This is a genomic window from Bradyrhizobium sp. LTSPM299, from assembly GCF_000938235.1.
Taxonomy (GTDB): domain Bacteria; phylum Pseudomonadota; class Alphaproteobacteria; order Rhizobiales; family Xanthobacteraceae; genus Bradyrhizobium.
The window spans coordinates 74,958-89,116 of the sequence record NZ_JYMU01000046.1; the positions used below are offsets into that span (position 1 = coordinate 74,958).

General features: G+C 65.6%; 7 protein-coding genes. 2 read left to right on the forward strand and 5 right to left on the reverse strand.

Going from position 1 to position 14,159, the window contains the following annotated elements:
• Positions 1-26: 26 nt before the first annotated feature.
• Complete coding sequence (locus UP10_RS22435; RefSeq protein ID WP_050043778.1) at positions 27-4,592, reverse strand: beta strand repeat-containing protein; 4,566 nt, start codon at positions 4,590-4,592, stop codon at positions 27-29.
• Positions 4,593-5,019: 427 nt separating this feature from the next.
• Complete coding sequence (locus UP10_RS22440) at positions 5,020-6,057, reverse strand: helix-turn-helix domain-containing protein (RefSeq protein ID WP_044589438.1); 1,038 nt, start codon at positions 6,055-6,057, stop codon at positions 5,020-5,022.
• 997 nt (positions 6,058-7,054) lie between these two features.
• Here UP10_RS22440 and UP10_RS22445 point away from each other — a divergent pair.
• Positions 7,055-7,255 (forward strand): cold-shock protein, encoded by a 201-nt coding sequence (locus UP10_RS22445; protein ID WP_044539099.1) that lies wholly within the window; start codon positions 7,055-7,057, stop codon positions 7,253-7,255.
• 164 nt (positions 7,256-7,419) lie between these two features.
• On the opposite strand, the gene UP10_RS22450 is transcribed toward UP10_RS22445, so the two are convergent.
• The 3 genes from UP10_RS22450 to UP10_RS22460 all read right to left on the reverse strand — a co-directional run bounded on the left by UP10_RS22450 (position 7,420) and on the right by UP10_RS22460 (position 10,818).
• Positions 7,420-9,513 carry a tetratricopeptide repeat protein gene (locus UP10_RS22450; RefSeq protein ID WP_044589439.1) on the reverse strand — a complete coding sequence of 698 codons (2,094 nt, stop codon included), beginning with the start codon at positions 9,511-9,513 and terminating at the stop codon, positions 7,420-7,422.
• Positions 9,514-9,611: 98 nt separating this feature from the next.
• Positions 9,612-10,262 (reverse strand): hypothetical protein, encoded by a 651-nt coding sequence (locus tag UP10_RS22455; protein WP_044589440.1) that lies wholly within the window; start codon positions 10,260-10,262, stop codon positions 9,612-9,614.
• Between the two features lie 91 nt (positions 10,263-10,353).
• The gene (locus UP10_RS22460) at positions 10,354-10,818 is read right to left on the reverse strand and encodes an Lrp/AsnC ligand binding domain-containing protein (protein ID WP_044589441.1); all 465 of its coding nucleotides are present in this window, start codon (positions 10,816-10,818) and stop codon (positions 10,354-10,356) included.
• 114 nt (positions 10,819-10,932) lie between these two features.
• On the opposite strand from UP10_RS22460, the gene putA reads away from it, so the two are divergent.
• Positions 10,933-13,941, forward strand: coding sequence for a bifunctional proline dehydrogenase/L-glutamate gamma-semialdehyde dehydrogenase PutA (putA, locus tag UP10_RS22465; protein WP_044589442.1), 3,009 nt, complete (start codon positions 10,933-10,935; stop codon positions 13,939-13,941).
• Positions 13,942-14,159: the final 218 nt, after the last annotated feature.

A 14,159-nucleotide genomic window follows, 5' to 3' on the forward strand; every position in this document is an offset into this window, starting at 1 on the left:
TGCCAGCCGCCTCGTCGAAATCCGAATCAATTGAGCGTCAGGCTGACGCCGGCGCTCACGCCCCAGTCGCTGCCGGCGGTGGTCGCCGCAGCGTTGGTGCGCAGGCGACCGTTCTCGCTGGTGTAGCCGAGGCCGAAGGCCAACGCGCCCTGGCTGCGCCAGACGCCCCCGCCGGCGGACGCGCTTACCTTGCCGGGCCGGTCGTCATAGCGCAGCGATGCGGCGGCCATGCCGATGGCCGCGGCGCGCCACGCATCCTGCCGTACCTCGCCGATCTGGCCGTTGAGCTGTTGGAACGCACTGTTGAGCTGGTTGACGTTGACCGCGTCGGTGCCGTTGACGCCGGCCGCCACGTTGCTGATCGTCACCGGCGCGCCGTTGCCGCTGTTCAACGTCACCTTGTTGGTGGTGTTGCCGGAGCTGTCCGTATCATAGCGGATCGAGCTGTTGGCAAGCGCCTGAAGCTGGCTCACGTTCACCGCGTCGGTCGCGGCCGAGCCGGCGGCGACGTTGGTGACGCGGCGCTCGGCACCGGACGAGCCGACCGACACTTCGCCGGTGGCCACGCCGGCGACGGCCTGGCCCACGACCGGCGTGTAGGCGGCATCGCTGAGATTTGCCGTGGTGGTGGAGTTGGTGCCCAATGCCAGCGAGTTGGCCTGGGTCGCCTTGGCGCCGGCGCCGATCGCGACCGAATTGTCAGCCGATGCGACGGACCCGTTGCCCATCGAAATCGCGTTGGTGCCGCTCGCGACCGACTGCGGCCCGATCGCGACGCTTTCCGCGCCGGCGGCGGACGAATCCGCAGCGGTCGAATTGGCATGGAAATACTTGATGCCACCGCTGCCGCTGCTGATGTTGTTGACCGTGGTATAGAGGCTGTCGAGTGCGGTGTTGGTGGCCCAGAGCTGCGAGCCGTTGATCGCATCGGTCGAGGTCGCGGCGATCTGGCCCGCGGCAACATTGGTGACGGTGCGCTCCGCGCCGGCGCTGCCGACGCTCACCGTCGAGGTCGGCGCGGTGCCGGCGAAGTTGTAGGTGGTACCGGCGATGGTCGTGCTCTTGGTCGCGACCACCGTCGAGGTGGTGGAATTGGCGCCGAGCGCCACGTCGCCGGCCTGCGCGGTCGCCTTCGCATTCGCGCCGAGCGCGACACTGGTTGGATTCGAGGTCGTCGATCCCGCGCCGAGCGCCAGCGACTGGAGGCCATTCGCCTGGGCGCCGGTGCCAAGCGCCACTGCATCGGCGAAACTGACCAGGGAATTCTGGCCGATCGCGATGCCGCCGGGCGCGGTCTGCTGCACGGTCGCGCCAAAGCCCATGCCGATGCCGTTATCGCCATTGACCACGGTCTGCGGTCCCACCGCGACCGAATTGGTGCCGACGGCCAGTGAATCCGCGAGCGTCGAGTTGGCGTGGAAATATTTCGTCGTCGTGGTCGCGAACGACGACAGCGCGCCGGTGAGCTGCCGTACCGTGACCGCGTCGCTCGCCGCCGTGCCGTCTGCGACGTTAGTGATCTGACGATAGCTCGTGGCATTGCCGACTGAAACCGCGCCGAGCAGCGTGAGGTCGGTGGTGTTGTAGGGAATGATGGTGCCGCCGATCGTGCCGGACGCCGGCGCGAGCGCGCGGTTGGACACCGAGCCCGATCCGAGCGCAACGCCGTCGGCGACGGTGGCCTGGGTGTTGTAGCCCAGCGCCGTCGATCCCGCTGATGTCGCGGAGGCGGCGACGCCGACTGCCATCGAATTGGTTCCGGTCGCACCGTTGTTGGCGTAGTTTGCCTGCTGTGTGCCGCCATCGTTGACACCATAGTAGTGTGTGAGCTGGCCCGAAATGGTGGTGATCGCCTGCGTCGCCGCGAACAGCTGCGAGCCGTTGATCGCATCGGTCGAGCCGATGTCGACCCGCCCGGCGGCGACATTGGTGATCGTGCGCTCATTGCCGACAGTGCCGACGCTGACCGTTGAGGTGGGGGTGGTGCCGGCGAAGCTGTAGGTGGTGCCGTTGAGGGTGATGCCTGACGTGCCCACCGCAGTGGTGGTCTGGCTGCCGGCGCCGAGCGCCACGTCGTTGGCGGCGGTGGCGGTGGCGCCGTTGCCGATCGAGACCGCGCTCGCGCCCGTCGCGGTCGAAACCGGGCCGATCGCGACCGAGTTGATGCCGGTGGCGACCGAATCCGCCAGTGTCGAATTGGCATGGAAGTATTTGATACCGCCGCCGTCGTTGATGTTGGTGACGGTGGTGCCGATGGCGTCGACGGCCTGGTTGGTCGCATAGAGCTGCGAGCCGTTGATCGCATCGGTCGAGGACGCGCTGATCCGCCCCGCCGCGACATTCGTCACGGTCCGCTCGGCGCCGGGCGCGCCGACGCTGACCGTCGAGGTCGGGGTCGTGCCCTGGAAGCTGTAGGTCGTGCCGTTGATCACCGTGCTCGGCGTGCCGACCGCCGTGGTGGTCTGGCTGCCGGCGCCGAGCGCCACGTCGTTGGCGTTGGCGGCGGTGGCGCCGTTGCCGATCGAGACCGCGCTCGCGCCCGTCGCGGTCGAAACCGGGCCGATCGCGACCGAGTTGATGCCGGTGGCGACCGAATCCGCCAGTGTCGAATTGGCATGGAAGTATTTGATACCGCCGCCGTCGTTGATGTTGGTGACGGTGGTGCCGATGGCGTCGACGGCCTGGTTGGTCGCATAGAGCTGCGAGCCGTTGATCGCGTCGGTCGAGGACACGCTGATCCGCCCTGCCGCGACATTCGTGACTGTCCGCTCGGCGCCGGGCGCGCCGACGCTGACCGTCGACGTCGGCGTCGTACCCTGGAAGCTGTAGGTCGTGCCGTTGATCACCGCATTCGGCGTGCCAACCACGGTGGCGGTCACGCTGCCGGAGCCGAGTGCGACGGAGCCGGCGTTGGTGGCGGTCGCACCAGCGCCCAGCGCAATCGCATTCGCGGCCGAGGCATTGGCCTGGCTGCCCATGGCGATGGCGCTCGCGCCGTTGGCGACGTTGCGATCGCCGATTCCAACGGCGCCCTGACCGGTGACGGTGTTCTGATAGCCGAGACCGACCGCGCCCTGCGCCGGGGTGCCGGCCGTGCCGACGCCCTGGCCGCCGCCGCCCACCATGTTGGTGTTGCCCATCGCGACCGAACCATCGCCGGTCGCGGTGTTGTTCAGGCCGCTCGCGACGGCGCCGTTTCCTGTAGAGGTGTTGGGGTCGCCGATCGCGACGGCGCCGTTGCCATTGGCGACGTTGCCGGTGCCGACGGAGACCGCCTGGCCGCCGGTCGCCACCGAATTGGTGCCCATCGCGACGGCGTTGGCGGCATTGGCGATGGCGTTGTTGCCGATGGCGATGGCGCTGGCGGCGCTGGCCGCCGACTTGATGCCGACGGCGATGGCGTTGGTCGCCGTCGCCTGGGCGCCCGCAGTTGTGGTGTTTCCGGAGCCGAGGGCGATGGAGTTGCTGCCGGAGGCAGTGCTGCCGACGCCGGTGGCGACCGAATAGGTGCCGGCGGAGTTCGCGTTGTTGCCGAGCGCGATGCCGCCGGTCGCCGCGGTGCCGACGATTGCCCCCGATCCGATTGCAACCGAGCCGCCGGTGCTCAACGCCTGCGCCTGGTTGCCCAAGGCGACAGCGAAATCCGCCGTCGCATTGGCCAGGTTGCCAGAGGCCAGCGAGCCGATCCCCGACGCGACGGCCTGCTTGCCGACCGCGGTGGCGTTGGTGGCGCTCGCGACGGACGACCAGCCTCCGGCGAACGCAAAGTTGGCGTTGGCCGTGGAGCTGACACCGACCGCAGTGGAATTCCCTCCCGAGGCTACGGCGAAAGTGCCCAAGGCGCTGGAGCCCGCCGCAGTGGCATTGGCGGCAACGCCGAGCGCGACCGCATTGATGCCGCTCGCGAGCGTGCCGTTGCCCAGCGCCATCCCGCCGTCGCCCGATGCCTTCGCGTTCAGGCTCATCGCAACTGAGTACTGTCCCGACGCATTCGCAAGATAACCTTGGGCGACTGCATAGACGTTGCTGGCGGTCGCGCCGTTGCCGATCGCCGTGGACTGATTTCCGCTCGCATTGGCGGCGGTTCCAAAGGCGCTGGCCCCGGTTCCCGTTGCAGAAGCCGTCGTACCAACAGCCGTTCCGTATTGCCCCGTTGCTACCGCACCGTTGCCGACCGCGGTCGCTTCGAAAGTGAATCCGGTGGGCGCGGTCCCGCTTGCATTCGCGTTCACGCCAATCGCTATCGGAGAGCCGCCGGTCGTCCCCGCACCAGCCTTGGCGGCAGCCCCGATGGCAATCGGGGACCCGCCGCCAGAGGAGGTCGCAGATGTATTGGTACCGACCGCCGTTGCACCGCCGCCCGACGCGACGCTTCCGCTGCCGGCGTTGTAATTCTGGGCACTCGCGGCAGAGGTGGCGACAAGCACGAGCGCGAGCGCGCCGAGGGTCGCTGCCGCAGCCGAGGTAACCCCACCGACACCCAGCCTGCCGAGGCCGAGCCGGTCGCGCTTCACGCCGAGCGCCCGATGCGCCTGACGCAGCACCGCCAGCAACCGGCGCCGCAGCGAACGGCTGTCCGCATCTCCCGACATGACCCAGCTCCGGACGAAGCCGGTTCGACGTTGTGCCTTCACAGGTGCGGTTGAGTTCCGTGCGACAGCCATGGTGCGCCCCCTTCGTGGCATCTTGCCCAACGCAGGGGCTGCCGCGCCACGGACAGAGCCAACGCGCCAGCCTGCCAGGCTCGCACGTGGACAGATGAAGGTGATAGCGCGACGCGCGACCATCTCCCGGTCCCGGCTAATGATGGGTCGAACTCAGCCAGCGCATCTTGCCACCCCGCGCTCGCCCGGCCGCCATCACAATGCCCCCGAGTCGTCATGATGGAGAATCATAGACACAAACCCGCCAGCGTCACCCAGCACGCCGTCCAAATAGCTGGCGGTGCGTCTCACAAGTTGAACGATCAGCACGAGACACCGCCACGCATTTTCGCCTCACGGTGCAACCGCAACGCGATCAACGGCGCGCGCGCTCGCGCGCTTCGCGCGGGCTGATGCCGAATTCGCGGCGGAAGGCGCGCGCAAAATCGGACGCGAGCCTGAAGCCGTGGCGATAGGCGATCTCTTGCACCTGCCGGTTCCCGCTTGCAAGGAGTTCCGCATGCGCCGCCTGTAAGCGCTTGCGCAAGATGAAGCGCGCGACGCCGCCGACGCTTTCGAATGCGCGGTAAAGATTCGAGCGTGAGATTCGCAAGCCATGCGCCACGCTGTCAGGGGTGAGGTCGAACTCGCCGAGATGATTCTCGATATAGAGGCGCGCGCGCTCGAACAGCACCGACTCGATGGATCCCTGCGCCCATTCCGGCCGCTTGGCCGACGGCTGGATGCAGGCGGCGATCATCTCCGCCGTGGCCCTTCCTGCCTGCTTCAACTCGTCCCGGCTCATGCCGATGACGCGCGCTTCCAAGTTGGTCAGATAGTCGGCCAACAGCCCGACCAGATTACCCGAGAGGATGGTGTTGCATACGCTGTCGAGCCGATCCGCGACGGCCGCGAACGCATGGCGCGGCAAACCAAGCAAAAGGCCCTCGCAATCGGTGACGTGGCCATGGAACTCGTCGTCGAGCGAAATCAGGAACATCGCGCCAGGCCGGGCATGAATCTGCCGTTCGCCGGTCTCGAACCAGGCTTCGCCGGAACTCAGCCGGAAGAGCCACCAATGGTCGATCGGCGCGCCGTAGAACGGCCGTGATGCGCGCCGCAGCGTCTGGGCAGCAAAGTGCCCCGATGACAGCACGATGTCGGCTATGTTGCAGGTCATGACCTCGACGTCGAATCCTTCCGCGGGACTCGCGCCTTCGGGCAGCCCGACGTCGCTCAGCGAGCTGATGCGCGTCTTCCAGACGTCGAACTGCTCGGGCGGCTGATAGGGCCGCGTCGAGAAAATTCGCGGCGGTACCGGGGTTCTGTCCCTGATGTCCCGCGGCTCGCGCGGCAAAGGCGCATGTTCCAGGAGTTGGGCGCGGCGTGCCAAGACTTGATTTGCTTCTTGCATGTGCTTCTAGCCCACGCCGCGAACAACGAACGTGGCCGCCACCGAGGCGATTTTGTTGAAGAGACGACAGAGAACGCCGGTTGCCGCCAGCCAGGATCAGGCGGCCCGCGACGACGACGACATTCCGCGAGACGCGTGGGCATCGCCCTAGGAGCAGGAGCCGCTACCGATCGGAGTGACACTTGTGACGATGATGGTGCTGCTCATAGCTGGCATTCTTTGCTGTCGCGCCCGACGAGGACCCCGCCTCGGGGCGCCTGTCTTACCCGGCTTTATCAATCTGACTGGAAACGCGGAAACCAACAACCCGTTCGCGTGAAAATTCAGAATTGTTTGGTAACGAAATTGAAAGCTGGTGCACCGCCGACACATATCGCGAAAAGTTTCTTCCATCACTCGACAATGCTTCAGCAATTTTTCTCCATCTGCGCGCGCGGGGCTGCCGCGATCGTTCGCAGCCAACATGCAAATCATCCAGAACATGATGCCGTTCGTCTCTACGCGCGATTGCCACGCAGCGCGCTCGGCTCGCGCATGACCGAATCGGAACCGAATCGGCTTCGAGGCTCCAGGCTTGCGAACACCACGCGAGCCGCCGTTGATCCATTGCCGCACAGGGCGTCCGCACCTCAAGCGAGCAAACGTTGCCGCTACACTCGACTCGTTGGCAACGAGGAGTGGCTCGACATGTTGCAGCCGATCACTCGCCGCGTTGTCAGTGTTTGCTTGCTGCTCTGAGTTGGAAAGGAAGACGTTGCGCGCTGCGTCCTCCTCGGCCGGGCGACCCGGAACCGTCCGATTTTGCGACGCATCAATTGACCACGAAACAGGCAGATCGTCACCGGAGTCCCGCAAAGCCGGGGGTTTCCGGGCAAAAACACACCATCGTTTGATCTACCCAGCTTTTTGCAAACTGCTATCCTGCTCAGTACGGACAAGCCGGTTTGTGCGGGGATCGGCGGGTCTGATTTCGATTGATTCCGCGGAGACGACTGGAATGCCCAAAGGTACAGTGAAGTGGTTCAACCCGACCAAGGGTTATGGTTTCATCCAGCCCGCATCGGGCGGCAAAGACATTTTCGTGCATATTTCAGCAGTTCAGAAGGCAGGCCTTCAGTCGCTCAATGAAGGCCAGACGGTTGAGTACGACGAGGTTGCAAATCGCGGCAAGAGTTCAGCCGAAAACCTGAAGGTCTAGCGCGTCAGCGCCAGACCCAACGGCGCACTCTCGGACGTCATCCGGGAGTGGGACCGACCCACCAAACCAGAGAGGGTGACGTTCGGCGGGGCGGGCACAGCGCCCGCGCGGCATGACGTTGAATTTTGACGGCCGCACGGAGACGCGCGCGGCGTCTGTGAACGTCAGAGGCAGGTACCGCTCTGGCCGGAGCCGCACGGCACTTTCTTCGACAATTCCTGGATCTTGCGCTTGGACTCCGCCTGCGCCAGCACGTCGAACACACTTGACGGCGCAAGCAGCGTCGCCTTGCGGAAATCGTCGGTCGCCTTGCCGGGGTGGTTGAGCGCCTCATGCGCCTTGGCGCGGGCGAACAGGCTCTCCACGGTTTCCTTCTGCGCGATCGAGCGGTCGAGATCCTCGACCGACTTGGCGTAATCGCGCTGCGCCGACCAGGCGATGCCGCGCAGCGTCAACGCATCGTGATAATCCGGCCGGCTCGCCAGGACAAAATTCAGATCCTTCATGGCGTCGTCGGTCTTCTTCAGACCGAGATAGGCCCGCGCCCGCAGCACATGCGCGAAAGGATCGGCGGGCACCTTGTCGATAATCTGGCCGAACGCCGCCACGGCGCGGTCGTACTGGGCCGAGGTCAACATCGCAAGCGCCCGGCCGAGCTGCGCCGTCGGGTCGGTGGGGATGCGTTCCAGCACGCCGTTGATGTCGACCAGCCCCTCGTCGGTGCGGCCCTTCAACATCAGCGCCAGTCCGCGCCAGGATTTTGCCAGCAGGTTGGTCGGTGAGAGGGCCAGCGCCTGGTCAAAATCCAGCATCGCCTTGTCGGTCTGGTTGAGGCTGACATAGGCGAGCCCACGCTCGGTGAAGGCCAGCGAGTCCTTGGCGTTGAGCGCGATCGAATGATCGTAGTCGGCAAGCGCATCCTGCGCCTTGCCGGTGCCTGCCTTGGCCATGCCGCGGCCGAGATAAGCCATCGCATTGTTTGGATCCAGCGCGATGGCGCGCGCCGCGTCGGCCATCGCGTCGTCGAACTGCCGAAGTCCCACCGCGTTGATCGCGCGGAAAGCGATCAACGGCGCGTCGTTCGGCTTGAGCTTGAGTAGGTCGTTGATGTCGTTGTGCGCTTCCGCGCGCCGGCCGAGCCCGGTATAGGCCACGACGCGCAGCCGCAGCGCCGGCTCGTTGCGAGGATCGCCTGCCAGCACCTGGCTGAGGGGAACGATGGCGTTCGCATAATTGTGCTGCGCAAGGAACTGCTTGGCCTGGTCGATCTGCTGGTTGGTCGACGCCGTGACCGGAGCGGTCGGCGGGGCTATGGGAGCGGCAGGGGCCGCCTGAACCGGTGCGGCCGGTGACGGCGCGGGCGTGGTCGTCGTGCCGGCCTTGGCCAGTTCGGCCTGCATGGCCACCGCCTGCTGGCGCTGCTGCTGGACCTCCTTGTTGTCGGGAATGAACGACAGCAATTTGTCGAAGTCGGCAATGGCCCGCGCGTAATCTCCCTTGGCGCTGTAGAGCTGGGCGCGCGCGAAATAGGCGTTGCGCTCGGTCTGCGGCGCCTGCGCGACCGCGCGCGAAAAATCCTCGATCGCGTGATCGACGTCGCCCTTGCGGCGATAGGCCTGGCCGCGCCAGTAGAAGGCGTTCGGGGCGTTCGGATTGATCGCGAGCGCCGTATTGACGTCGCTCAACGCACCATCGATCTGCGCGGTCTCGACACGCGCGCGAGCCCGCCCGACATAGGCAGCGACCAGATCGGAACGCAGCGCAATCGCCTGGTCGTAGTCGGAGAGCGCATCGGTCCAGGCGCGCAGGTCGCTGCGCAGATTGCCGCGCGCCAGGTAGGTAAAGGCACTCTTCGGCTCGATCTCGATCGCGCGGTCGAGATCGGCGCGGGCCTGATCGATCTTGCCTTGACGCTGCCGCGCATAGCCGCGCGAGAGCAGCGCGGCGACGAATTGCGGGTTCAATTGCAGCGCCGCTTCGGCATCGACCACGGCGGAATCGAACTTGGCGTGGTTGTTGTAAAATCGCGCGCGGCCGGCATAGGCCTTGGCGCGATCGTCGGCCGATCGCGCGGTGTCGTTGATAATGGCCGCACAGGCCGCCTCGATCTTGTCCTGCGCCGGCCCATTGCAATCCTCGAGGTCGCCGGCGCGCGCCGGCATCGATACCGTGGACAACAGCAGCAGCACCCCAGCCAGAAACAGAGCGAAATAAGCACCGCGCGTCGCGGTATCAAAACAGCTCAAATGTGACTGCATATCCCGGCCCCGGCACCGATTGAGCGCTTTTTGTATCCCTACAATCAATGCGGGTACAACGCCACGGCGCGGACGGCGCGGCAGCGGAATTCAACAGTTCAATCTTCCGTCACCCATTGGGCGACGGTCATGACATCAGGCGGCTGCAGATAGCCGCGCGGCCAGAGGTCGACCGCCCATTCCACCTTAGTCGCGCGCTCGACCAGGACAGCGGTGTTGTGCGGCGTCTGCATCAGGTGAAACCCGCGATAGTGGGGATCACCGACGTCATGAAACCTGAACAGGTTCCAGGCCTGCATCACCAGCATCAGGCTGGTGGTGTTGCGGGTGGTGTCCCAGCAATCGTAATTGTGCTTGTCGTCGTTGGCGCGGAAGTCCGCTTTCTCCACGCGCTTGTCGGTGCCGAGGATCGGTCCCATGTGGCGGTCGAGCCAGATCACCGCCTTCTGCACCGCGGCGCGCTCGGCCGCGGCGTTGGCGCGGCCGCCAGCCATGATCCTGCTCAGCGCCGTCTTGTCGCCAGCGGTGAAGTTGAGCATCTCGCGCCGCCGGCAAACGAAGCCGTAGCAGACCGTCATCGTCGTTGCCGATGGTGGATAGATCGTGACCGAGGAATAAAGCTGCGCCTGACCGGCGCTGAGCTCGGCTGCGGCAGCAGTCGTGACCAATGGCAACGACAGAACGATGGCAGCAACTGCGCCAGCGAATGCGGTCCGCCCCGCGATTATCGGCTGATCGGCCTCTTTCATTGTCACTGCCCCAACTGGCAGCAGAATTAGCGCGGGCGGATCGAGATGCCAATACGCCCGGCGCATGGCCGTAGATCACATCACGACGATCTCAGCCGACCGGCAGCGGCGCGTCGCGCTTGACTTCTTCCATCACGGCGTAGGTTCGCGTCTCGCGCACGCCCGGCAACGCCAGCAGGGTTTCGCCGAGGAACCGGCGATAGGCGGTCATGTTTGCGACCCTCGCCTTGACCAGATAGTCGAAGCCGCCGGCCACCATGTGGCACTCCAGCACTTCCGGCGCGGTCTGGACCGCCTTTGCGAACCGCTCGAACACGTCGGGCGTGGTCTTGTCGAGCAACACCTCGACGAACACCAGCAAGCCCAGCCCAAGCAAATGCGGATTGAGCCGTGCGCCATAGCCCTCGACAAAGCCGTCGCGCTGCAGCCGCTTCAGCCGCTCGCCGACCGAAGTCGGCGACAATCCGATGCGCTCCGCCAGTTCGACATTGGCGATCCGGCCATCTCCTTGCAAAATGGAGAGGATTTTGCGGTCAATCTTGTCAATATCTGACATATATCCGGAATATTTCGAGTTTGCCCTTATCTTCTAAGGCAAATCTGCTAATTTGTCTATCGAACTACGGTTCATGAGCGCGTAGGTGTTCTGTGATTGCAGAAGGAACCGCGAATGCCAGACGCCGATCGCCTCCCGCCCCCGTTCAGCCCACCCTACGCGCCCAATGATGCCGCTATCGCCGCCGGCCTGCTGCAGGATGCCGGGCTAGGCGCGGACCGGGAGGTACGGATCGATCGCACCGCGACGCGGCTGATCGAAGCGATCAGGGCCAATGACGATCGGTTCGGCGGGGTCGAGGACATGCTGCGCGAGTTCGCGCTCTCGACCAAGGAGGGGCTGGCGCTGATGGTGCTGGCGGAGGCCCTGCTGCGGGTGCCTGATGCCCGCACCGCCGACCAATTCATCGAGGACAAGCTCGGCCAGGGCGACTTCGTCAACCACGAGACCAAATCGAGCGCGTTCCTGGTCAACGCATCGGCCTGGGCGCTCGGCATGTCGGCGCGGGTGATCCAGCCCGGCGAGACGCCGCAGGGCACGATCGGACGATTGACCAAGCGGCTCGGCGCGCCGGCGGTGCGCGCAGCGACGCGGCAGGCGATGCGGCTGATGGGCAGCCATTTCGTGCTTGGCGAAACCATCGAGGCGGCGTTGGCACGCGCACAATCGGGTTCGGACCGCGCCCCGCGCTACTCCTTCGACATGCTCGGCGAGGGCGCCCGCACTGCGGACGACGCGCATCGTTATTTCGAATCCTACGCCCGCGCGATAGAGGCGATCGGCAAGGCGGCAGGCAGCCGTCCCCTACCCGACCGGCCGGGCATCTCGGTGAAACTGTCGGCGTTGCATCCACGCTTCGAGGCGGTGAGCCGCGCGCGGGTGATGACCGAGTTGGTGCCGCGTCTGATCGATCTCGCGCGCCGCGCCAAGGCGTTCGACCTCAACTTCACCGTCGATGCCGAGGAGGCCGACCGGCTGGAACTGTCGCTCGACGTGCTCGCTGCCGCCTTCGCCGATCCGTCGTTGTCCGGCTGGAACGGCTTTGGCCTCGCAATCCAGGCCTATCAGAAGCGCGCCGCTGAGGTGATCGATTACGTCGATGCGCTCGCGCGTGGCCTCAACCGGAAAATGATGGTGCGCCTCGTCAAGGGCGCCTATTGGGACACCGAGATCAAGCGCGCGCAGGAGCGCGGCCTCGACGGCTATCCGGTCTTCACCCGCAAGGCGATGACCGATCTCAATTACATCGCCTGCGCGCGAAAACTGCTGGCGCTCCGGCCGCGGCTGTTTCCGCAATTCGCCACCCACAACGCGCTGACGGTCGCGACTATCCTCGAACTTGCAGATGACGCCACGAGCTTCGAATTCCAGCGGCTGCACGGCATGGGCGAAGCGCTGTATGCGCAGCTTGGCGACGACAGGCCGGAGATCGCCTATCGCACCTATGCGCCGGTCGGCAGCCATCGCGACCTGCTCGCCTATCTGGTGCGGCGGCTGCTGGAGAACGGCGCCAACTCCTCCTTCGTCGCGCTCGCAGCAGACAATCACGTACCCATCGCGGATCTGTTGCGCCGCTCGGCCGAGATCGTCGGTGCAGACAACAACGCCTCACATTCCGGGATTCCGCTGCCCGCCGATCTTTACCAGCCACAGCGCGAGAACTCGCACGGCATCGAGTTCGGCGAACGCAAAGCGCTCGAGAGGGTTACATCGGCGATTGCCGCCGAGACGGTAACGCCTCACACGGTCATCGCATTCACGCTGGACCAGGCCAATGCAGCCGTCACCGAAGCACGCCGCGGCTTCAAGGCCTGGAACGCAATGCCGGCCGGGCGCCGCGCCGACATCCTGGACAAGGCGGCGGACCTGCTGGAGCAGCGTCGCGCGCATTTCATTGCGCTGTTGCGGAGCGAGGGCGGCAAGACGCTCGACGACGCGCTCTCGGAGGTGCGCGAGGCGACTGATTTCTGTCGCTACTACGCAGCACTCGGGCGAAAACTGTTCGGCGCCGGCGAAGCGATGCCGGGGCCAACAGGCGAAAGCAATTTGCTGACGTTGCGCGGCCGCGGTGCCTTCGTCGCGATCTCGCCGTGGAACTTTCCGCTGGCGATCTTCCTCGGCCAAGTCGCTGCCGCGCTGATGTCCGGCAATGCGGTGATCGCAAAGCCGGCCGAGCAGACGCCGCTGGTCGCGGCCGAGGCTATCCGGCTGCTGCATGAGGCCGGCGTGCCGGCGTCAGCGCTGCACCTCGTCCAGGGCGATGGCGCGATCGGCGCTGCGCTGGTCGCACACAAGCAGATCTCCGGCGTTGTCTTCACCGGCTCGACCGAGGTTGCGCGCGCGATCAACCGGACGCTGGCGGCCAAGGACGGCCCGATTGTGCCGCTGATCGCGGAGACCGGCGGCATCAATGCGATGATCGTCGACGCGACCGCGCTGCCGGAACAGGTCGCCGACGACGTCGTGATGTCGGCGTTCCGTTCGGCAGGCCAGCGCTGCTCGGCGCTGCGGCTGTTGTTCGTGCAGGACGACGTCGCCGACCGCATGATCGAGATGATTGCGGGCGCGGCGCGCGAATTGAAGCTCGGCGATCCGTTGGATCCGTCCACCCATATCGGACCGGTGATCGACTCGGAGGCAAAACAGCGTCTGGATACGCATATCGCGCGGATGAAAAAGCAGGCGCGCGTGCATTTCGCCGGCGAGGCGCCGGCCGGCAATTTCGTCGCGCCGCATATCTTCGAACTGTCTGACGCCGCCCAACTCACGGAAGAAGTGTTCGGCCCGATCCTTCATGTGGTGCGCTATCGGGCCGACAAATTCAGCGAGGTGCTGGCTGCGATCGAGGCAACCGGCTTCGGGCTGACGCTCGGTATCCACTCCCGCATCGACGACACGGTCGAGGACGTGATCGACCGCTTGCAGGTCGGTAACATCTACGTCAACCGCAACATGATCGGCGCCGTGGTCGGCGTGCAGCCGTTCGGCGGCAGCGGCCTCTCCGGCACCGGCCCGAAGGCCGGCGGCCCGCATTACCTCGCGCGCTTCGCCACCGAACAGACGGTGACGATCAATACCGCCGCCGCGGGCGGCAATGCGGCGCTGATGGCAAGAGTGGAGTAGGCAACGTCGTCAGCGTTTCGGGTGGGCAAAGGCGCGTAGCGCCGTGCCCACCATTTTAATCCGTGCTCGTTATGGTGGGCACGCTGCGCTTTGCCCACCCGGATCTGCGATGACTTGGGTTGCATCGCGGCCTCCAGATAGGTCAAATGGCGGCTCGATCGGGATCATCGCACACGATAATTCCAGCCACCGGAAAAAGACCAACAAGCGCCACGGGA